Origin of the sequence: Halomonas sp. (genome assembly GCF_029263665.1) — a bacterium.
Classification (GTDB): domain Bacteria; phylum Pseudomonadota; class Gammaproteobacteria; order Pseudomonadales; family Halomonadaceae; genus Halomonas.
Map to the genome: position 1 here is coordinate 16,656 of NZ_JAJUFQ010000007.1, position 20,775 is coordinate 37,430.

Consider the following 20,775-nt stretch of genomic DNA (forward strand, 5'->3'; position numbering starts at 1 on the left):
GGAACTCCGTCAGTCCTGTCAATCCTCTGCCCCTGGCGTTATGACCGACACTCTGCCCATTTCATCTCCGCCAAGGAGAGAGAAGCAGAACAGAGCGTCAAAGGGCCATATTCTACACCAAGACGTCGCCATGCAGAGTACAAGCCGTATCACCTGCATCAGCCTCGAAACAGGCATCCAGCACTTCCTGCAATTCTGCACCACGAGCAAAGTCCGGCGCATCATTGACACCATGCATGATACTGGCAACGAAGCGCTGATAAATCGACGGTGTGGCAGGTGCTTCCACCTCGGTCCAACGCGATGTGTGCACATCCTCGCCCAGGCACACATCAAGGTGATCCCAGGCTTTGTCCAGGTCCAGACGCAGCGCACCACGGTCGCCATGAATGCTTAGTGCTACCGTGTTCTGATGTCCGGTCGCCCAGCGCGTAGCCTGAATGCAGCCCAATGCACCACCATCGAACTCCACCGTCATCACCGCACTGTCATTGGCGTCCAGTACATAGTCACCGATCCGGTTGTCAGGTGCTTTGTCGAAACATTTCAGGCGACAGTTCACCCTGGAGATATTGCCAACCGGGAAGCTGGCAAAATCGAGGATATGGACCCCCACGTCTCCCAATACCCCTTTGCTGCCATGGGCCTGGGACAGGCGCCACAGCCACTGGGGGTCCTTGTCCCAGCGCCCCCAGGCATGGCTGACCAGCCAGCTCTGGGAGTAGCGGGCATCGACGTGCATGATCCTGCCTAGTGCTCCCGAGTTCACCAGCTCTCGTGCTTTATGCAAGGCTGGTGCATCTCGATAACTCAGGTTGATCATGTTGATCACGCCAGCCTGACGAGCGGCCTCTGCCATCTCTTGAGCATCTGCAGCATTGGTTGCCAGTGGTTTCTCGCACAGTACGTGCTTGCCAGCGGCGATGGCGGCCAAGGATGTCGCTTTATGGACACCATCGGGAGTGACGTTACTGATCGCCTGGATATCTTCGCGTGCCAACATCTCGATGAGATCATCATGGACATCAGCGATACTATGCTGATGCGCAAAATCACGCGCCTTGGCCGCATCCAGATCGCATACTGCCACAATCTCCACATTGTCCATGGCATTGAACTGGCGAGCATGTTCCGCCGCCATGCCACCAGCCCCAAGAATCGCCAGACGTATCATCGGAAGCCCTCCTCACCCGGCTTGTGCAGGCTTTCACCTTTGACCTCAACTGGGTTGGGGGCCTGGTCCGGCGGTACATTAGGGCAACTATCCACCCAGCGCGATCCCTCGGGGCGCAGCCAGTGAACCGCATTACGCAATACCCGCCGCACTTTTGCATCGTAATAAATGGGGTAGGTCTCATGGCCTGGTCGGAAATAGAAGACCTTGCCGTTGCCACGCTTGTAGGTCAGCCCTGAGCGAAACACCTCTCCGCCCTCAAAGGCACTGATGAAGACAACCTCATCCGGGTTGGGTACGGCAAAGGGCTCGCCGTACATTTCGGTATGAGGCAGCTCGATATAGTCCCCCACTCCCTGGGCAATGGGGTGCCCTGGATTGACCACCCACAATCTTTCTCGCTCACCGGCCTCGCGCCATTTCAGCGAGCAGGTGGTACCCATCAGACGCTTGAAGATCTTCGAATAATGGCCGGAATGCAGCACCATCAGGCCCATACCTTCCAACACCCTCTTCTGCACTCGATCGACGATTTCGTCGCTCACCTGGCCATGTGCGGCATGTCCCCACCAGGTCAATACATCCGTGTTTTCCAGCACGTCTTCGCTGAGCCCATGCTCTGGCTCCTGAAGCGTGGCGGTACGCGCCTCGATGGCATCATCCTCGTTGAGCGCTTCGGCAATACACGCATGCATTCCCTCTGGATACAGGCGGGCCACGATATCATTCGTCTGTTCGTGGACATTCTCACCCCATACTGTCACTCGTAGCGTCATTGGCTTGACTCCTTGGAGGCTTGACATTGTGCATATCAACGGAGCAAAACGTAAACGTTTACTCTTCAATAGTAAACGTTTACTTTCGTCTTACTCCAAGCACAATACTGCCAGGAGACTATTTCTCTTCTCTTTCTTCATTGATTCGCACTGCACCATTGGAAAGCGCCGTGAAATCTCAATCTGCCAGGTTATCCGGGAGAAAGAAGGCTGAAGGTGGCACACCAAATTGACGCTTGAAAGCTGCCGCAAAGGCACTCTGGCTGTCGTATCCGTGCTGAAGAGCCACTTCCAGAACGGGGCGGCCCTGTGCCAGAAATTCCAGTGAATTCAACAAGCGGGCCTGCTGTCGCCAGCGGCCAAATGTCACTCCAGTGCTGTGCAGGAAACGGCGGTGAAAAGTCTTGCTGCTCATGGCGAGCTGTTGAGCCCACTCATCTGCCGTCATGCTGATCGCGGGCTGCTGGCTCAGTGTCAGGCAAACAGAGGCAATACGCGCATCATCAGGCCATGGGAGATGAAAGGACTGCACTTGCACAGCGCCTAGTTCATCAAGAATCAAGCGCATTAGACGCCCGTCGCGACTATCACTGGAATATCCTCCAGTTACTTGAGTAGCGGCCAGGATCAGCTCGCGCAACAGAGGAGAAACGCTGATAACGCAGTTGTCCTGAGGAAGGCCAACGACGGCATCAGGATTGACGAACAGGCTTCGCACCCGCGTGACACCACGCATGCGCAACGAATGCTCAATGCCTGCATGCACCCAGACACCATGCGAGGGGGGTGTGATCCAGCGTCCTGCCGGTGTCTCGACCACCAGCACTCCCTCTATGGCATAGACCAGCTGTGCACGCGGATGACGGTGAGGCTTGACGATATGACCACTGGGATAGTCGACAGAGACGCCAGTAACCGGCGTCTCCAGCGAGTCGTAGTCAGGCTGACAGATGTCGACCATATCTTGTCCACAAAATGACCATTTCACGATAATGAATGACCATTTAACGCGATATCAACCAGGAAATAGAAGTTTATGCTGACTGGCACCTCTCATGGAGTCTTCAGACGTATGTGCAGCCATTCCTTGCCATCACTATCCCTGGCCCAGCGCCGGGGACTGCCGCCAAGTGAATATTGGTCGATTTCCCCCTGTCCCCGGCCTCGAACGACCTGCTCCAGCAGGTAGGGGAAATCGTCGACTTTCCTTTATCCGTTCGAGATCATCACTATGCTCCAACATCCTGAGCACAAATACCGCCCCTTCCCAAACGTAGATTTGCCATCTCGTCGCTGGCCCTCGCGCACTATTACCCACGCTCCTGTCTGGCTCTCCACCGACCTGCGAGATGGCAACCAGGCGTTGTTCGAGCCGATGAGCGTCGAACGTAAGCTGTACCTGTTCAACGAGTTAGTGCGTCTGGGCTTCAAGGAGATAGAAGTCGGCTTTCCTGCCGCCTCACGTACCGACCATGACATGGTCCGTCGGCTCATCGATGAGCAGCTCATCCCCGCGGATGTCACCCCGATGGTGATGACCCAGATGCGTGCCGACCTGATGGAACAAACCGTACACAGCGTCGCAGGAGCAAAACGCGTCATTATCCATTTATACAACGCCATCGCTCCCGTGTGGCGGCGTGTCGTCTTTGGATTATCGGTCTCAGAAGTCGAACACCTGGTAGCCCATCACGTACAACTGCTTCGTCAGGAAATCGAACATCACCCTGAAACTGAATGGGTACTGCAGTATTCACCTGAAACGTTCTGCATGGCAGAGCTGGAGGTTTCTCTGCGCATCTGCAACACGGCCATTCGCTGCTGGGAGGCAGGACCAGGACGTCCGATCATCATCAACCTGCCCACGACAGTGGAAGTTTCCACAGCCAACGTTTTCGCCGATCAGATCGAGTGGATGAGCGAACGTCTTGAGCGCCGCGAACATGTGGTGCTTTCCGTACACCCTCATAACGATCGTGGCACAGGTGTCGCATGTGCCGAACAGGCCCTGCTGGCTGGAGCCCAACGGGTCGAAGGTTGCCTGTTCGGCAATGGTGAGCGCAGCGGCAACCTCGATCTGGTGACATTGGCCCTCAACCTTTATACCCAAGGCATCCACCCAGGGCTGGACTTCTCCGACATCTCGGCAGTGGCTCGTATCGCGGAGAAATGCACGGCCTTACCCATACATCCTCGCCATCCATATGTCGGTGATCTGGTCTTCACTGCTTTTTCGGGTTCGCATCAGGATGCCATTGCAAAAGGCTTGGCAGCCCAGGATGCCGAAGGCATCTGGGAAGTCCCCTATCTGCCCATTGACCCTCATGATCTGGGACGTACCTACGACGGTATCGTGCGGGTCAACAGCCAATCGGGAAAAGGCGGGATTGCCTTCCTGTTGCAGCGTGATCATGGCATGAAGATACCCAGGCGCATGCAGGTCGAGTTCAGTGCCATCGTTCAGAAACAGGCCGACTCCAATGAAACAGAACTGAGTAGCCAGGATATTTGGGAGCTGTTCGATACCACCTATCTGGCACCGGCACGGATAGGAGGTGTACTGGCCTACCTTGGTCACCGCCTGCATGATACCGACGAGGGGCATGGTATCGACATCGACATTGAGCTTGCCGACGGTACTCGCCTGCGATTGTCCGGAACAGGCAATGGCCCGATTGATGCTACGGTCGCGGCGCTGGGCATGCCGCTGCGTATCGACAGCTATGAAGAACGTAGCCTGGAGAGTGGTGCTGACGCTTCCGCTCTGGCTATCGTGGAAGGTAGCTGGTCAGGCATACCGGGGTCGCACTTCGGTGCCGGCCACCACTCGAACATCACCATTGCGTCGATACAGGCAGTCCTCAGTCTCGCAGCACGCTTCGTTCAGGCTTCAGGTAGCCAGCCCGTCATCTCATCGTCCGCCTTCAATTCACCGCCGCAGCATACTGCCTGAGGCCACGGTTCCTCAGTGTGGTGAGGCGACCAGCCCCACCACACTGACCAGAACCAGCACAGCACCGAGTACACGGAAGAACACTTCCGAACGTGCCCCCACCAGGTAGCGATGCACACGCTCGCCAAGCATGTGGCCGACCCAGGCACAGGGTAATAGCCACAGGTGATGGATCAACTGCAGGTCAACACCTGCAATGATGAATGACACCATCTTGATCACCACCAGGATGAACCACAGCACAAACAAGGTGTCACGCAACTGGTGCTTGGCGACATGGGAAGCAAATACCGCCACGATCAGGGGAGCACCGATCAAGGAAGTCCCGCTGACGTATCCTCCCAACGCCAGAAGTACAACATCCACCACCTTGCTGTTGCTTCTAAAAGGACGATTCAACGCATAGCTGGCACCATAGATGATGACAATGGTGAAGATCACTGTCGTCATCAGCGATGCGGGGAGCGTCAGCAGTCCCACTACACCAATGATCTTGGGCACTATCATGATCGACAGCGCCTTGCCCAGATAACGCCAGTCGATGTTACCATCGCGCGCGGTATCCCCCCCGGCAAGTTTTGCCTGACGATGGCCTTGCCAGGCGATCCAGCTGGAAAATATCAACAGATGGACAGCGATGAGAGGCAGGAAAATCAGAGGGCGGTTGACTACCAGCAACAAGAAAGGTAACGCCAGCACTGCACCACCGAACCCCAGGCTGGAGCGGACAAAACCACTCCAGCAGAAAATCAGGCCAATGAGTGCGTACTGATACCAAAACAGATCGGCCATTCTTTCCTTCCTTGTGAGTCTGCAGAATCTCGCTAGTCAGCAACGCTTCAAGACAGCTTCAGCCATCAGCCAGTCTCCCGTGGAACCAGCTCGACCGGGATCATCATATGACGTGGCGGCTCCCCTGCCAGCGCCTCCACCAACAGCGCCACTGCTTCTCTGGCCAGCAGAGCAATATCCTGACGTACTGTGGTCAGTGACCCAGCCAGAGCGGGCAAGTCATCGAAACCGGTCACTGCCACCTGGTCGGGGACAACGATGCCATGATCCTCGAGTGCCGCCACTGCCCCAAGAGCCAGCTCATCTGTTTCACATACCAGGCCATCGAAATCCAACCCGTATCGCTTCAGGTGCCGGGCCAGCTCACGATAGGCATCCAGGGCAGATTCAATGGTGAAAGGCAGGCTGATGCTACGCTCAGCCAGTCCCGCATCCTGCATGACCTGCTGGTATCCTGCCAAACGGTGACGACAGTACGGCAGTTCCAGCTCACTACCAAGAAACACCAAACGCCGACGTCCTTTGTCGATCAGGTAACGGGTTGCCAGCTCGATACCATAACGATCATCCGGAGCCAGGGAGAACCCTTCCCCGGCACTCCCGACACGCACCCAGGGAATGCCTTTTTCCGTCAGAATGCGGGCCCGGGTGTCATCAGGAGATTCCCCCAGAAGAATTGCTGAGCCGGCCTGGTCGGACAGAGTCTCGAATTGGTCATGGGCAAAGAACATCGGCACCCGACCATGCTGATGCAGCGCAAGAGTCAGATGCTGGTAAAGCAGGATGTAGTAGGGGCGCAGCTCAATTTCCTGGCGTCCAAGAGAGATCCCCACCACAGCCGCCTTACCGCTGATCAGCGCCCGTGCTGCGGCACTTGGCCGATATTCCAGTTCACGGCTTATCTTGAGAATGCGCTCGCGCAACGCTTCACCGATCCCTGGCTTGCCGTTCAGTGCGCGGCTCACAGAAGCGATCGACACCCCCGCACGACGGGCTATTTCGTGGATGGTGGAGGACTTGCGGGAGTCTCGGGTCATACTGATGTCTCAATGGCGAAGGTTTCAGTGGCGAACCATCGCAAGAAGCCCCTGCAAAACAGGGGCTCCTCGACGCACGGGCAGGTAGACAAACGCCTGTTCTTAGAACGGGATCTCGTCATCAAAATCATCGAAGCTGCCGGGATCCGGAGCACCGAAACCGCCTTTCTGGCCGCCTGAACTGGGCTGCTGGGGCTGCTGGGGCTGTTGTGCCGGCTGGCCACCACCATAACCGCTACCTTGCTGACCGTTGAAGCCGCCTCCCTGCTGGCCGGCGAAGTTGGACTGCTGCTGTGGAGCCTGGGCCTGCTGAGGCGCAGCCGCGCCATAAGCCGCCTGCTGGCCACCGCCAAAGCCGTCGCCCTGCGGGGCGCCATAACCACCTTGCTGGCCACCACCGAATCCACCAGCCTGTTGGCCACCATCGCCACGCCCATCGAGCATCTGCATGTCGTTGGCGACGATCTCGGTGGAGTAACGATCCTGACCATTCTGATCCTGCCACTTGCGAGTCTGCAGGCGGCCTTCGATATACAGTTTGGCGCCCTTCTTGACGTATTGCTGGGCGATTTCAGCCAGCTTGTTGAACAGCACCACACGGTGCCACTCAGTCCGCTCCTGACGCTGCCCGCTCTGGCGGTCCATCCAGCTATCGGTCGTCGCCAGGTTGAGGTTGGCCACCGCGGTACCGGACGGAGTGAAACGGACCTCAGGATCCTGACCGAGGTTACCGATGAGGATGACCTTGTTGATGCCACGGGCCATGGTTGACTCCTTTAACTTGGGCTATGCAAACCAGGGCTATGCGAGCCCTTCAAAATTCAATGCGAAAGTTGATCCCGCTACTATACGCGAGATCCCGATATCACGCCGCAGTCATCAGCGTATCAGCATTGGCTGTAAGACAAGAGCAACATGACATGCAAGACATTCATGCACTATCGGATCAACCTGAGTCAGGCGGCATGGCCTTCCTGATTCTCGGTCAAGCGTGCTAAAGCTTCACGATCAAGCATGGTGCGGTCAACCTTGAGATAAACCGTGCGTTCTTCCGGCACGACCATCACGTCTTCGACACCAGCCACTGCAGCAAAGCGCTCCATCAAACTATCGAGCGTATCACCTTGCTGCTCTGGCCCCAGCGCCACTACCTCACTGGAAAGATGTCTTGGTGGCGTCATACCGAGCATCAGCAGGAACCAGACGAACCCAAATACGGCTGCACCTATGAATACCGCTGTCAGTCCATATTGCTGGGACAACCAGCCACCCAGTACGCCGCCCAGGAAGGCCCCCAGGAACTGGCTGGTGGAATAGATGCCCATGGCGGTGCCCTTGGCCCCGGCAGGCGCCATCTTGCTGATCAATGACGGCAGCGTCGCCTCCAGCAGGTTGAAAGCCGTGAAAAAAGCAAACAGCCAGGCCATGAGAGCCACCAGTCCAGAACTGGCCAGTCCCAGCCCTATCAGGCTGAGAGTAATGACGGCAATGGCTCCCAGACACATCAGTTTCATCTTGCGCCGCTTCTCGGCAACAATCACCAACGGCACCATGGCAATGAAGGACAGCCCCATCACACCGAGATAGACCAGGCCATGATGCGCCTCATCAATGCCAGCATTGATCAATCGAAAAGGGACGGCAGTGAAGATTGCCATCAGGATCAGGTGCAGTCCAAAAATGGAAGCATCCAGACGCCATAGATCAAATCGTCCGAGAATGCTTTTGAGCTGGCTGCGATCCATACCGACATCCTGGTGTCCACGGCGCTGTGGTGCCCGAGGCACCAGCTTCCAGAGCACCAGTAGACCAAGTGCCGCAAGCCCTGCCGTCAACCAGAACACTCCGGAAAGGCCAAAGTGGGTACTGACAAATGGGCCAAGTACCATGGCCACACCGAAGGCAACACCGATGGACAGTCCAATGGTAGCCATGGCGGCCGTTCGTACCTGCTCCCGGGTCTGATCAGCAAGCAGTGCCATGATGGCAGCCGCCACAGCACCACTTCCTTGAAGGCTGCGCCCGAGAATCAGTGTTGCAATGGAATCGGCTTCCGCAGCCACGATGCTGCCCAGCAGGAACAGCAGCAGACCGCCGGCAATGATCGGCTTGCGCCCGATGCGGTCGGACAGTAACCCGAAAGGAATTTGCAATACGGCCTGGGTCAGGCCATAGATACCTAGTGCCAGACCTACCAGCAGCGGGGTTGCACCAGCATAGTGATCTGCATTGAGTGCCAGAACAGGTAACACCATAAACAAGCCGAGCATGCGCGTGGCGTAAAGGCCGGCCAAGCCGACAATGGCCCGCCGCTCGGTGGCTAGAAGCAGTGCCTTGGACATAAAAAACCTGGTGTTTGAAAAGAGGACATGAAGCCCGGAGACGGAGCGCGCATTCTACCGTTTTCGTGCCCAACCGTGAAATGCCGAATCACCTTGAATCAGGCGTCCTTTACTTTGCCGCAGCACTGCTTGACCCCCTATAATTGATCTTTTTTCCGCGGCCGCGAGGTAGCAATGGACAAGATTCTGGTCAGGGGTGCACGCACCCATAACCTCAAGCAGATCGACGTCGAGCTCCCTCGGGACAAGCTGATTGTCGTCACAGGTCTGTCAGGCTCCGGCAAGTCTTCCCTGGCCTTCGATACGCTCTATGCAGAGGGCCAGCGGCGTTATGTGGAATCGCTCTCCACCTATGCACGCCAGTTCCTGTCGATGATGGAAAAGCCCGATGTGGATCATATCGAGGGCTTGTCGCCAGCTATATCCATCGAACAGAAATCCACGTCCCACAACCCGCGCTCCACGGTCGGCACCATCACCGAAATCTACGACTACCTGCGGCTGCTGTTCGCCCGGGCCGGTACACCACGCTGTCCGGAGCATGGCGAAGACCTCGAAGCCCAGACCGTGTCACAGATGGTCGATCAGGTCATGGCACTGCCTGAAGGCAGCAGGTTGATGCTGCTGGCCCCTGTCGTCAGTGGGCGCAAGGGCGAGCACCTGCAATTGATGGCCGAACTGCGTGCCCAAGGTTTTGTACGCGCCATGATCGATGGCCAGGTGCTGGAACTGGATGACGTCAAACCGTTGGACAAGAACCGCAAGCACGACATCAGCGTGGTCGTGGATCGTATCAAAGTCCGTGACGGCCTGGCCCAGCGCCTGGCAGAATCCTTCGAGACAGCTCTCGGCCTTGCGGATGGCACCGCTACCATTCACTTCATGGATGGTGAGCACGATGACATCGCTTTTTCTGCACGCTTTGCTTGCCCGGTATGTGGCTACTCGATTGCCGAGCTCGAACCTCGCATGTTCTCGTTCAACAACCCGGCGGGAGCCTGTTCCACCTGTGACGGGCTGGGCGTGGAGCAGTTCTTCGATCCCGACAAGCTGATCAGTCACCCGGAACTCTCCGTGGCAGAAGGAGTGATCAAAGGCTGGGACCGACGCAGTGTCTATTACTTCAATCAACTGCAGGCTGTGGCCGACCACTATCGCTTCACCCTGGAGACGCCGTGGCAAGAGCTTGCCCGTCATGAACAGGAAATCATTCTCCACGGCAGCGGAAAAGATGAAGTTTCATTCACCTATGTCAACGACCGCGGCAAGAAGGTCACTCGCGAACATCCTTTCGAAGGCGTGCTGCCCAACCTTCGTCGTCGCTATCGCGAAACGGAATCCAGCACAGTTCGCGAAGAACTGGCTCGCTATATCGCCGTGCAACCCTGCAAGACCTGTGAGGGCTCCCGCCTGCGCAAGGAATCTCGCCACGTCTATGTGGATAACACCACGCTCCCGGAGGTGGTGCGCCTGCCTATCGGCGACGCTCAGCGCTACTTCGGCAATCTGGTATTACCCGGGCGGAAGGGTGAGATCGCGGTAAAGATCCTCAATGAAATTTCTGCGCGCCTGGAATTCCTGGTCAATGTAGGTCTCGATTACCTGACGCTGGAACGCAGTGCCGAAACATTGTCTGGAGGCGAAGCGCAGCGCATTCGTCTGGCCAGCCAGATCGGCGCGGGCCTGGTCGGCGTCATGTACATTCTCGATGAACCTTCCATTGGTCTGCACCAGCGTGACAACGACCGTCTGCTCAAGACGCTTGAGCATCTGCGCGACCTGGGTAACACCGTCATTGTTGTCGAGCATGACGAAGACGCTATCCGCGCAGCCGACCACGTCCTGGACATCGGCCCCGGCGCGGGCGTGCATGGTGGCGAGATCGTCGCAGAGGGTACCCCCGAGCAGATCATGGCCAACGAGCGTTCTCTGACCGGCCAGTATTTGTCAGGTGCCAGAGCCATTGACGTGCCGCCCTGGCGTATTCCAGGCAACCCCGAGAAGGTACTGCGACTGGTCGGCGCCACCGGCAACAACCTGCAGAACGTCACCCTCGAACTCCCCCTGGGGCTGCTGGTATGCGTGACCGGCGTCTCAGGTTCAGGCAAGTCAACGCTGATCAACACGACCCTGATGCCGATTGCCGCCCGAGAGCTGAACCGCGCCACAACCCTGACGCCCTCTCCCTACACCAGCATCGAGGGCCTGGATCAACTCGACAAGGTCATCGATATCGACCAGAGCCCTATCGGCCGCACTCCTCGCTCGAACCCAGCTACCTACACCGGAATCTTCACGCCGATTCGCGAGCTGTTTGCCGGTACTCAGGAAGCACGCTCCAGAGGCTACAAGCCTGGCCGTTTCTCCTTCAACGTCAAGGGAGGGCGCTGCGAGGCCTGCCAGGGCGAAGGCATGATCAAGGTCGAGATGCACTTCCTGCCCGACATTTATGTTCCTTGCGATGTGTGCAAGGGCAAGCGCTATAATCGCGAGACTCTGGAGATCCAGTACAAGGGCAAGACGATCGACGAAGTGCTGGAGATGACCGTCGAGGAAGCGTTGGAATTCTTCAGCCCAGTGCCCGCCATCGCCCGTCGCCTGCAGACACTTACCGATGTGGGTCTGACCTATATTCGCCTGGGGCAAAGCGCCACCACCCTCTCCGGAGGTGAAGCCCAGCGCGTCAAGCTCGCTCGTGAACTTGCCAAACGCGATACCGGCAAGACACTGTATATCCTCGACGAACCCACCACCGGCCTGCACTTCGAAGATATTCGCCAATTGCTTACCGTGCTCCACCGCCTGCGCGACCATGGCAACACCATCGTCGTCATCGAGCACAATCTTGATGTGATCAAGACGGCAGACTGGATCATCGACCTGGGCCCGGAAGGTGGGTCAGGTGGTGGCCAGATCATCGCCGAAGGCACTCCGGAGCAAGTCGCAGACATGGATGTCTCACATACAGGGCGCTTCCTCAAGCCACTGCTCGGACGTCAGCCCCATCACACAGATGCCGAAGCCAGAGGCAATCGCAAGACAGGGAAAGGCGGCAAGGAAAAGGTGACTGCCTGACGGAAATGCCAGCCCCCATCAGTGACGGTGTTATTGTCATTGATGGGGGCTGGCCCCCCGGAAGTACTGCGCTCATGACCACCTCAATGGGCCTGAAGCTATCCTTGATGGCTTCGGAGCCCGAGGAGGCCATCCGGGCCACCAACCACCGTCGCAAGACTCCGTCCCTACAATCTCCCCCAACATTCACCTCGAAGATCAGCATGGATTCTTCCTGAGTACCCCAAGATAAATATGTCCCCTACTGTCATCGGGAACTGGCTGCCAGGCCAGACAAGCATAAGCTTGAGACAGGACAACACCAGGCAAGGTCAAATCGTCAAATAATGGAGCCAGCTTTCGAGAAGGGATACTGGCTCGGGCAGTAATACAAGCGCCGTTTATATGTGGAGAACGACTACTGTGCCTCACGGTTTCAGTCGCTCTCGGCTCATGAGCAACAACAACTGAAGCGCACCGGCGCCATCTTAAAAATCACTCCTGACATCACAAAAGCCAAATAAATAAAAACCACTGGCCATTCAGATAGAGAAATGCCCAAACCAACAGCATGCAATCGGGCCACTTGATCACATTTGAGAAAGGTCCACCGGGCAGCCAAGGCTTTTAATTCTGGAGTTGATCATCAGTGAACAAGCTCACCCCCATTCTGAATTCTCTTACACTGCCAGGCGGTGCCGTTCTGAAGAATCGTCTCGTGATGGCACCGATGACCACCTGCGCTGGCTTTCATGACGGCACTGTCACCAGCGATCTGGTGGAATATTACCGGTCCCGTGCGGGGTCTATCGGTACGGTCATTGTGGAATGTTGCTTCATTGACCCCAAAGGACCAGCCTTTCCTGGCGCTATCGCGATCGATAGTGACAACAAGATCCCCGGTCTGAAAAGAATTGCAGACGCTATCAAATCTGAAGGATCACGGGCGATTCTACAGATCTATCACGGCGGCCGTATGGTGGAGCCCGAGCTGATTGGAGGAAAAACACCTGTCGCGCCAAGCGCCATCGCAGCACCACGCGAAGGGGCAACACGGCCCCTGGCGTTAACTGCTGAAGATGTTGATGTGATGATCACCAAATTTGGTGATGCAGTGAATCGTGCGATTAAAGCCGGATTCGATGGTGTGGAAATTCATGGTGCCAATACCTACCTGATTCAACAGTTTTACTCACCAAACTCCAATCAGCGTGAGGACAAATGGGGCGGTAGCCGAGATAACCGTGCACGCTTCCCACTGGAGGTGCTGGAAATCACTCACAAGATGGCCGATCGCTTTGCTCATGAAAGTTTTATCATCGGTTATCGCTTTTCTCCTGAAGAGATCGAAGCGCCAGGCATTCGCTTCGATGACACCATGTATCTGTTGGAGAGACTGGCAGCGCGTGGTCTTGATTACATCCATTTTTCTGTCGGCCAATTGCTGCGCTCCTCCATTGTCGATACCGGCGACCCGACGCCCTTGATCACCAGATTCTGTGAGCAGCGCTCTGAAACCCTGGCGAAAATCCCGGTGATCGGCGTGGGCGGAGTGATTAACAAGGAGGATGCCGAGTCAGCGCTGGAACATGGTTACGACCTGGTGGCGATCGGAAAAGCCTGTATCGCCTATCCGGATTGGGCTGATCGCATCATCAATGACGACAAGCTGGAGCTGTACATCGACAGCACCCAGCGCGAGGCGCTGCATATTCCTGAACCGCTGTGGCGTTTCTCGCTGGTGGACGCGATGATTCGCGATATGAGTGATACTGGCCGCAAATACAAGGCGGGCGTATACCAGGAAAAAGTCGAAGCTGAAGCATGGAAGCTGAAGATAAATGTCACCCTGGATACTGACCGTATCACTGATATTTCACTGGTTCCTGATGACACACTGGATGTCGACTTCACCACCACCTTCGAAAGTCTTCGTACGAGAATGCTGGTGGCCAATAGCCCCCATGTCGACGCAATAAGTGGCGCAACCACTCAAAGTGAGGCGCTGAAGAAGGCCGTGTCTCGTGCCATGGCCACCTCAAGCAAAGAGCACGTGATTGAAGAAGGAGGTAACCCCGCGGCACCACAAGACTTCGATGTAGTGATTGTCGGCAGCGGCGGCGCAGGACTGGCAGCCGCCATTCAGGCCCATGATGACGGTGCCCGAGTGGTGATCATCGAAAAAATGCCAACCGTTGGTGGTAATACCATCAAGGCCTCAGTGGGCATGAATGCGGCAGAAACCCGTTTCCAGAATCTGAAAGGCATTGAAGACAGCAAAGAGCTGTTTTATGAAGAAACCTTGAAAGGTGGAAAGTTCAAGAACAACCCTGCTCTATTACGTGAGTTTGTCGAACAGGCGCCGGAAGCCATCGACTGGTTGGAACATCATGATATCGCACTGAGTGATATCACGATCACCGGTGGCATGAGTCGCGATCGCACCCATCGCCCAGCTGACCGTTCTGCGGTAGGTGGCTTTCTGATCAGCGGGTTGGTCAAGAACATCAACAGACGCAATATCGAGATATTGCTGGAAACCACGGTATCGAAAATTCTGCATGAAGATGGTGCAGTGACCGGTGTCAAAGTGGCCGATGAATACAACGAGACTCGCATCATCAACGCCAAAAGCGTGATTGTGGCGACCGGTGGGTTCAGTGCCAACCGGGAGATGGTGGTTGAGTACCGTCCTGAGCTGGACGGCTTTGTCACGACCAATCATAAAGGTGCGACCGGCAGTGGCATTACCATGCTACAGGAAATCGGTGCGGATACCATCGACATGGGTGAAATCCAGATCCACCCTACCGTCGAGCAAACCACCTCATACCTGATCTCGGAATCCATTCGTGGCGGTGGTGCAATTCTGGTGAGTCAAGCCGGCCAGCGGTTCTTCAACGAAATGGAGACTCGGGACAAAGTATCCGCACAGATTATCGCGTTGCCTGAAAAAAGTGCGTGGATAATCTTTGATGAACAGGTTCGGCTCAACAACAAGGCAGCGGATGAATACATTGCAAAGGGATTTGTGACCAGCTCAGCAACGATTCAAGAGCTGGCAGCGAAGCTCAACATCGATCAACTCTCACTGGAGACGACACTGAACCGCTACAACCAGTTTGTCATCAAGCAGCGGGATGAAGATTTCGGGCGAACCACTGCACTGCGTCATCCATTGAATGAAAGCCCATTTTACGCCATTCGTATTGCCCCCGGTGTACACCACACCATGGGTGGCGTCACCATCAACACCGATACCGCGGTATTGGACAGCCAGCAACAGGTCATCCACGGTGCCTGGGCGGCAGGTGAAGTGGTCGGTGGCATTCACGGTGCCAATCGTATTGGCGGCAATGCGGTCGCCGACATCATCATTTTTGGCATTCTGGCGGGACGTAACGCTGCAGCGTTCGCCAAACACTGAACCAAGAGTGGCCCCCGATCATGTGTGGGCCGTATTTCCCGATCATGAGCAGAGACGAATATGCCTAAAGAGCAGCAGGTCTACGCTTATTCGACTGTGCTGATGGGATCGCCCATCCTACTCAAACTCTTCGAACACAATGAAGCGCTGGCCAGGCAGGTGTTCCACTTGATCAAGCATTACGAGAACCTATTGACGGCAAATCGTTCGCCTTCTGAAGTCATGAGTATCAATCTTGCTGCCGGCGTGCACCCTGTCAGAGTCAACCCAGCAGTTTTCGAGCTTGTTCGTATCGCAAAATTCATCAGCCTGTTTCCGGGCAGTCTTTTCAACCTCACCATCGGCCCGCTGGTGAAGTGCTGGAAAATCGGTTTCCAGGGCAACAGAGTGCCGCAAGAGGAGGAATTACAGTCACGACTCCTGCTATGCAATCCACAAGACGTGTTGCTGGACGACATTGCGCAGACAGTATTCCTGGCCAAAACCGAGATGGAAATCGACCTTGGCGCCATCGCCAAAGGCTATATCGCTGATTGTGTGCAGGCCTTTCTGCGTCAACGAGGCGTCAGCAACGCACTGATCAACCTCGGAGGCAATGTACAGACACTGGGGAAGCCTCCTGACGCAACAGGCTGGCTGATTGGCTTGAGAAAACCGTTTGGTGCCCCGGATGAACTGGTTGGCATCATTGAAGTCATCAACAAGTCAGTGGTGACATCCGGCATTTATGAACGCTTTTTTGAGCAAGATGGCCAGATATACCATCACATACTGGATGCCAACACCGGCTATCCGTTAGATAACGAGTTACTCAGTGTCACCATCATTTCCGAACGCTCGATTGATGGCGATATTTACACCACACTGTTTTTCGGAATGGGGGTGGAGAAGAGTACCAGTTATCTGTCAGACCTTCCTGATATCGAAGCTATCTTCGTCACTCGCGATCAGCGGGTGATCTGTTCATCACAGCAGCACTTCCGTTTTACGCTTCTGGACAACAGATTCTGTCAACATTGATCTACCAGAGTAACATTTCAGCAGAGAAGAGGTGATGGCCAGATCATCACCGAAGCCACTCCTGGACAGAGCGCTATAATGGATATTTCTCATACTGGCCACTTCCTCAAGCCGCGGCTGGAACGTTAACCAGCCTCAGGTAACGAAAGCCAGGAGGGTAAACAGACTCTTGCTTGGTACGCCCTGCCGACTCACTTGCCAGCAGGGCTTTATTGCACCGCCACACGAAAGCCCCATCTCCTGGTAGTTGGACTTCGTACCAGAAGCCATGACAAGCCAGGTCCAATGAGACTACGCACACGGCCCAGGTGAGAAAATCTTTACTGGACCGCCTATGGCATCACTTCTCAGCAGGCTCTTCCATAGTTGACATGAGGAGCTCTTCCAATTCTTTCACCTGCTGCTCAAGAGCAGCAATACGGCTAGCCTCACTGGCATCTTCAGCATGCTTCGAGATTTCTTCCATGCGCTTTTGAAGGGCGGCAGAATCCATGCCAGCATAAGCGCTGCCAGCAGCCAGAAGAGATACAGCCAGAACAGCCGGGATCATTTTGATCTTCATTGTTTTCTCCTTTTCGAGAATGTCATCTTTCTTTCTGAGAGTGTGCTTGAGAACCTTTCAGCCCCTTTAATCCCGTGCTATATGCCCTGAGGCTTCAGGGTGGGAGAAGCCATCAGGTTTCAACCATCCTTCATTACAAATAAAGGCAGTCGAGTTTTACCTATGGAAAAGACTACGTCGATCCCCACACAGCCTTATCAGAAATACCTTCAATCATTTAGGAATATACCTACACAGAAGATGCAACTTGAACAGCTAGCCCATGCCCATCCACCATTATTTTTCTTCTGCGCTAGAAAGCAGCCAAATTTTCCTCAAAAAAAACCGGCTCCCTAAGGGAGCCGGTTTGCGTCGAGCAAGAGTCATTGCACAGGAGTGATTACTCCTCGGCAGCAGCCTCTTCCACGACGGGACGATCGACCAGTTCGACGTAGGCCATAGGTGCGTTGTCACCAGTGCGGAAACCGCACTTGAGGACACGGACGTACCCGCCCGGACGATTGACGTAACGCGGACCCAGCTCGTTGAAGAGCTTGCCGACCGCTTCTTTAGAGCGAGTACGGCTGAAGGCCAGACGACGATTGGCGACGCTATCCTGCTTGGCCAGAGTGATGAGCGGCTCGATATGACGGCGCAGCTCCTTGGCTTTGGGCAGGGTTGTCTTGATCACTTCGTGCTCGATCAGCGACACGCTCATGTTCTTGAACATGGCCTGACGATGCGAGCTCGTGCGATTCAGATGACGACCACTCTTACGATGACGCATGGTTGTGATTCCTTACCTAACTGGGACTCGAGCCGACGCCTAGGCGGTGGCCTTGTCGTCCTTCAGACTGGCGGGTGGCCAGTTTTCCAGACGCATGCCGAGGGATAGACCACGTGCCGCCAACACATCCTTGATTTCATTCAAGGACTTCTTGCCGAGATTCGGCGTCTTCAGCAGCTCGACTTCTGTGCGCTGAATGAGGTCACCGATGTAGTAAATATTCTCGGCCTTGAGGCAGTTGGCACTACGGACGGTCAACTCGAGATCGTCTACAGGGCGCAACAGGATGGGATCGATATGATCCTCTTCCTCCACCACTTCCTGTTCCTTGTCAGCTTCCAAGTCGACGAAGGCGGCCAGCTGCTCTTGCAGGATGGTCGCACTACGACGAATAGCTTCTTCCGGATCCAGGGTGCCATCGGTTTCCAAGTCAATGACCAGCTTGTCGAGGTTAGTACGCTGCTCTACACGAGCAGCCTCGACAGCATAGGAAACGCGACGCACAGGGCTGAAGGTCGCATCCAGTTGCAGGCGACCGATGGCGCGTGATTCATCTTCGGCTTCGCTGCGGACATCCGCAGGCTCATAGCCACGACCACGGGCCACCTTGAGCTGCATTTTCAGCTCGGCGCCTTCATTGATGTGTGCGATGACATGCGCAGGATTAACGATCTCAACGTCATGATCGACGGCAATATCTCCCGCAGTAACAACGGCGGGGCCCTGCTTGTTCAGCGAGAGCACCGCCTCATCGCGGCTGTGCATCTTGACCGCCACATCCTTGAGGTTCAGGAGGATTTCGATGACATCTTCCTGTACGCCTTCGATCGCACTGTACTCGTGGTCCACGCCTGCAATTTCGGCTTCCACCACGGCACAGCCTGGCATGGAAGAAAGCAGGATACGACGCAGAGCGTTGCCGAGGGTATGGCCGAAGCCACGCTCGAACGGCTCAAGCACGATCTTTGCGTGATGTGCGCTAATCTCTTCGACCTTGATGTCACGAGGACGGAGAAACTCTGTCACTGAACGCTGCATATGAACACCTTTCAGGCTGCCAAACGGATACTCGGTAATAACCACCGCCCTCCTGAAGGAGGGCGGCACGGGCTAGCCGCTTACTTCGAGTACAGCTCGACGATCAGTTGTTCGTTGATGTCGGCAGACAGGTCACCACGCTCAGGCAGCGCCTTGAAGGTGCCTTCCATCTTCTTGGCATCAAGCTCGATCCAGGCCACTTCGCCACGATTGGCAGCGATAGCCAGGGCGCTTTGGATACGCGCCTGGTTCTTGGCCTTTTCACGGACAGACACCACGTCGCCGGGCTTGACCTGGTAGGAAGCCACATTGACTGTCTTACCATTGACGGCAATCGCCTTGTGACTGACCAGCTGACGCGCCTCGGAACGAGTTGAGCCAAAGCCCATGCGGTAGACGACGTTGTCCAGTCGGGATTCAAGCAGTTGCAGCAACAGCTCACCGGTCGCACCCTTCAGACGGGCAGCTTCCTTGTAGTAGTTGCGGAACTGCTTTTCCAGTACGCCGTAGATACGACGTACTTTTTGCTTCTCACGAAGCTGCAAGCCGTAGTCGGAAAGACGCTGACGGCGCTGGCCGTGCACACCCGGGATCTGCTCGGATTTGCACTTTTTCTCGAAGGGAGTGACACCGCTCTTGAGGAAGAGGTCGGTACCTTCACGACGAGACAGTTTGCACTTCGGTCCAATGTAACGAGCCATGAATCTGTCTCCTTAAACGCGGCGTTTCTTCGGCGGACGGCAGCCATTATGGGGAATGGGCGTCGCGTCGGTGATGCTTTGCACGCGGAAACCGGCGGCGTTCAGTGCGCGCACGGCGGATTCACGGCCAGGACCGGGGCCCTTGACCAGCACGTCTACGTTTTTCACACCATACTCGGCTGCAGCAGTCGCTGCACGCTCGCTTGCCACTTGAGCCGCGAACGGGGTGCTCTTGCGAGAACCACGAAAACCCGAACCACCGGCAGTCGCCCAAGAAAGAGCGTTGCCCTGGCGGTCTGTGATCGTAATGATCGTGTTGTTAAAAGAGGCATGGATATGCGCTACCGCATCCACCACCTGCTTTTTAACCTTTTTACGGTTGCTACGCGGGTTAGCCATGTTGATGTCTGTTCCTGTCTTTACACTAAAACTAAGTCTGTACGAAAACTGTTCGGAGTTGCTAAGTTCGCCGACTCATCGCACAGAACCTAGTGTGTTATTTGCGGATCGGCTTACGCGGTCCCTTACGGGTACGCGCGTTGGTCTTGGTACGCTGACCACGCAGCGGAAGACCACGACGATGACGCAGACCACGATAGCAACCCAGGTCCATGAGACGCTTGATGTTCAGCGTCACATCACGACGAAGATCGCCTTCTACGGTGTACTTGCCAACTTCACCACGCAGGGTGTCCAGCTCTTCAGAGGACAGGTCCTGAATCTTGGTGGTCGGCGCGATGCCGGTCGCTGCACAAATTTCTTGTGCACGAGTGCGGCCAATCCCGAAGATATAGGTCAGCGAGATCGCCGCATGCTTGTTGTCCGGGATATTGACGCCTGCAATACGGGCCATCAGCTTACTCCGAAATTTGAGCGGCTTGCTCGGTTTAATCAACTACAAAAGGCGCAATAGCATACCCCTTCCCCTCCAAAAGGGCAAGAGGCATGCCAGCACCCGGTTCATTGCAGGCCAGGGATCAGCCCTGACGCTGCTTGTGCCGCGGCTCGCTGCAGATGACGCGTACAGCGCCATTGCGACGAATGATCTTGCAGTTGCGGCACATTTTCTTCACGGAAGCACGAACTTTCATCGTTCTCTCTCCAAAGTTGGCTCACGACACGAGCCGAACAAA

At 55.7% G+C, this 20,775-nt stretch carries 18 protein-coding genes; 4 read left to right on the forward strand and 14 right to left on the reverse strand.

All coding sequences use genetic code 11. From position 1 onward, the window contains the following. Positions 1 to 112: 112 nt before the first annotated feature. The 3 genes from Q1K07_RS09190 to Q1K07_RS09200 all read right to left on the reverse strand — a co-directional run bounded on the left by Q1K07_RS09190 (position 113) and on the right by Q1K07_RS09200 (position 2,911). Positions 113 to 1,174 (reverse strand): Gfo/Idh/MocA family oxidoreductase, encoded by a 1,062-nt coding sequence (locus Q1K07_RS09190; protein ID WP_300310063.1) that lies wholly within the window; start codon positions 1,172 to 1,174, stop codon positions 113 to 115. Next, positions 1,171 to 1,950, reverse strand: a complete 780-nt coding sequence (locus tag Q1K07_RS09195; protein ID WP_300310065.1) for a ThuA domain-containing protein — start codon at positions 1,948 to 1,950, stop codon at positions 1,171 to 1,173. Before Q1K07_RS09195 ends, Q1K07_RS09190 begins: the two co-directional genes overlap by 4 nt. A gap of 178 nt (positions 1,951 to 2,128) precedes the next feature. Continuing rightward, positions 2,129 to 2,911 carry a helix-turn-helix transcriptional regulator gene (locus Q1K07_RS09200; RefSeq protein ID WP_300310067.1) on the reverse strand — a complete coding sequence of 261 codons (783 nt, stop codon included), beginning with the start codon at positions 2,909 to 2,911 and terminating at the stop codon, positions 2,129 to 2,131. A gap of 270 nt (positions 2,912 to 3,181) precedes the next feature. On the opposite strand from Q1K07_RS09200, the gene Q1K07_RS09205 reads away from it, so the two are divergent. Then, entirely contained in the window at positions 3,182 to 4,903 is a 1,722-nt protein-coding gene (locus Q1K07_RS09205; protein ID WP_300310069.1) for a 2-isopropylmalate synthase, read from the forward strand. 12 nt (positions 4,904 to 4,915) lie between these two features. On the opposite strand, the gene Q1K07_RS09210 is transcribed toward Q1K07_RS09205, so the two are convergent. The 4 genes from Q1K07_RS09210 to Q1K07_RS09225 form a co-directional block, all read right to left on the reverse strand. Then, positions 4,916 to 5,695 carry a sulfite exporter TauE/SafE family protein gene (locus Q1K07_RS09210; protein WP_300310070.1) on the reverse strand — a complete coding sequence of 260 codons (780 nt, stop codon included), beginning with the start codon at positions 5,693 to 5,695 and terminating at the stop codon, positions 4,916 to 4,918. Between the two features lie 65 nt (positions 5,696 to 5,760). Then, complete coding sequence (locus Q1K07_RS09215; RefSeq protein WP_300310072.1) at positions 5,761 to 6,732, reverse strand: LacI family DNA-binding transcriptional regulator; 972 nt, start codon at positions 6,730 to 6,732, stop codon at positions 5,761 to 5,763. 102 nt (positions 6,733 to 6,834) lie between these two features. Beyond that, on the reverse strand, positions 6,835 to 7,497 hold the full coding sequence (gene ssb / locus Q1K07_RS09220) for a single-stranded DNA-binding protein (protein WP_300310074.1): 663 nt from the start codon (positions 7,495 to 7,497) through the stop codon (positions 6,835 to 6,837). 191 nt (positions 7,498 to 7,688) lie between these two features. Further along, positions 7,689 to 9,074: an MFS transporter gene (locus Q1K07_RS09225; RefSeq protein ID WP_300310076.1), complete on the reverse strand. Its 1,386-nt coding sequence runs from the start codon at positions 9,072 to 9,074 to the stop codon at positions 7,689 to 7,691. A gap of 174 nt (positions 9,075 to 9,248) precedes the next feature. Here Q1K07_RS09225 and uvrA point away from each other — a divergent pair, with 174 nt between their 5' ends. From uvrA to Q1K07_RS09240, 3 genes are all read left to right on the forward strand, one after another. After that, positions 9,249 to 12,149 (forward strand): excinuclease ABC subunit UvrA, encoded by a 2,901-nt coding sequence (uvrA, locus tag Q1K07_RS09230; RefSeq protein WP_300310078.1) that lies wholly within the window; start codon positions 9,249 to 9,251, stop codon positions 12,147 to 12,149. A 628-nt stretch (positions 12,150 to 12,777) separates the two neighbouring features. Then, the gene (locus tag Q1K07_RS09235) at positions 12,778 to 15,555 is read left to right on the forward strand and encodes a flavocytochrome c (RefSeq protein WP_300310080.1); all 2,778 of its coding nucleotides are present in this window, start codon (positions 12,778 to 12,780) and stop codon (positions 15,553 to 15,555) included. A 60-nt stretch (positions 15,556 to 15,615) separates the two neighbouring features. Next, positions 15,616 to 16,575, forward strand: coding sequence for an FAD:protein FMN transferase (locus Q1K07_RS09240; protein WP_300310082.1), 960 nt, complete (start codon positions 15,616 to 15,618; stop codon positions 16,573 to 16,575). A 340-nt stretch (positions 16,576 to 16,915) separates the two neighbouring features. Here Q1K07_RS09240 and Q1K07_RS09245 read toward each other — a convergent pair whose 3' ends face one another. From Q1K07_RS09245 to rpmJ, 7 genes are all read right to left on the reverse strand, one after another. After that, complete coding sequence (locus Q1K07_RS09245) at positions 16,916 to 17,137, reverse strand: hypothetical protein (protein WP_300310084.1); 222 nt, start codon at positions 17,135 to 17,137, stop codon at positions 16,916 to 16,918. Positions 17,138 to 17,516: 379 nt separating this feature from the next. Further along, positions 17,517 to 17,903 (reverse strand): 50S ribosomal protein L17, encoded by a 387-nt coding sequence (gene rplQ, locus Q1K07_RS09250; RefSeq protein WP_300310086.1) that lies wholly within the window; start codon positions 17,901 to 17,903, stop codon positions 17,517 to 17,519. 39 nt (positions 17,904 to 17,942) lie between these two features. Beyond that, complete coding sequence (gene rpoA, locus Q1K07_RS09255) at positions 17,943 to 18,941, reverse strand: DNA-directed RNA polymerase subunit alpha (RefSeq protein WP_149283047.1); 999 nt, start codon at positions 18,939 to 18,941, stop codon at positions 17,943 to 17,945. Between the two features lie 80 nt (positions 18,942 to 19,021). Beyond that, on the reverse strand, positions 19,022 to 19,642 hold the full coding sequence (rpsD, locus tag Q1K07_RS09260) for a 30S ribosomal protein S4 (RefSeq protein ID WP_300310091.1): 621 nt from the start codon (positions 19,640 to 19,642) through the stop codon (positions 19,022 to 19,024). 12 nt (positions 19,643 to 19,654) lie between these two features. Next, positions 19,655 to 20,041: a 30S ribosomal protein S11 gene (gene rpsK, locus Q1K07_RS09265; protein ID WP_013331014.1), complete on the reverse strand. Its 387-nt coding sequence runs from the start codon at positions 20,039 to 20,041 to the stop codon at positions 19,655 to 19,657. A 97-nt stretch (positions 20,042 to 20,138) separates the two neighbouring features. Continuing rightward, entirely contained in the window at positions 20,139 to 20,495 is a 357-nt protein-coding gene (gene rpsM / locus Q1K07_RS09270) for a 30S ribosomal protein S13 (RefSeq protein WP_300310092.1), read from the reverse strand. Between the two features lie 124 nt (positions 20,496 to 20,619). Then, entirely contained in the window at positions 20,620 to 20,733 is a 114-nt protein-coding gene (rpmJ, locus tag Q1K07_RS09275; protein WP_008959154.1) for a 50S ribosomal protein L36, read from the reverse strand. Positions 20,734 to 20,775: the final 42 nt, after the last annotated feature.

Coding starts and splice junctions, on each gene's coding strand:
- Q1K07_RS09190 (WP_300310063.1), bottom strand. CDS start 1,174: ATGATACGTCTGGCGATTCTTGGGGCTGGTGGCATGGCGGCGGAACAT.
- Q1K07_RS09195 (WP_300310065.1), bottom strand. CDS start 1,950: ATGACGCTACGAGTGACAGTATGGGGTGAGAATGTCCACGAACAGACG.
- Q1K07_RS09200 (WP_300310067.1), bottom strand. CDS start 2,911: ATGGTCGACATCTGTCAGCCTGACTACGACTCGCTGGAGACGCCGGTT.
- Q1K07_RS09205 (WP_300310069.1), top strand. CDS start 3,182: ATGCTCCAACATCCTGAGCACAAATACCGCCCCTTCCCAAACGTAGAT.
- Q1K07_RS09210 (WP_300310070.1), bottom strand. CDS start 5,695: ATGGCCGATCTGTTTTGGTATCAGTACGCACTCATTGGCCTGATTTTC.
- Q1K07_RS09215 (WP_300310072.1), bottom strand. CDS start 6,732: ATGACCCGAGACTCCCGCAAGTCCTCCACCATCCACGAAATAGCCCGT.
- ssb (WP_300310074.1), bottom strand. CDS start 7,497: ATGGCCCGTGGCATCAACAAGGTCATCCTCATCGGTAACCTCGGTCAG.
- Q1K07_RS09225 (WP_300310076.1), bottom strand. CDS start 9,074: ATGTCCAAGGCACTGCTTCTAGCCACCGAGCGGCGGGCCATTGTCGGC.
- uvrA (WP_300310078.1), top strand. CDS start 9,249: ATGGACAAGATTCTGGTCAGGGGTGCACGCACCCATAACCTCAAGCAG.
- Q1K07_RS09240 (WP_300310082.1), top strand. CDS start 15,616: ATGCCTAAAGAGCAGCAGGTCTACGCTTATTCGACTGTGCTGATGGGA.
- Q1K07_RS09245 (WP_300310084.1), bottom strand. CDS start 17,137: ATGAAGATCAAAATGATCCCGGCTGTTCTGGCTGTATCTCTTCTGGCT.
- rplQ (WP_300310086.1), bottom strand. CDS start 17,903: ATGCGTCATCGTAAGAGTGGTCGTCATCTGAATCGCACGAGCTCGCAT.
- rpoA (WP_149283047.1), bottom strand. CDS start 18,941: ATGCAGCGTTCAGTGACAGAGTTTCTCCGTCCTCGTGACATCAAGGTC.
- rpsD (WP_300310091.1), bottom strand. CDS start 19,642: ATGGCTCGTTACATTGGACCGAAGTGCAAACTGTCTCGTCGTGAAGGT.
- rpsK (WP_013331014.1), bottom strand. CDS start 20,041: ATGGCTAACCCGCGTAGCAACCGTAAAAAGGTTAAAAAGCAGGTGGTG.
- rpsM (WP_300310092.1), bottom strand. CDS start 20,495: ATGGCCCGTATTGCAGGCGTCAATATCCCGGACAACAAGCATGCGGCG.
- rpmJ (WP_008959154.1), bottom strand. CDS start 20,733: ATGAAAGTTCGTGCTTCCGTGAAGAAAATGTGCCGCAACTGCAAGATC.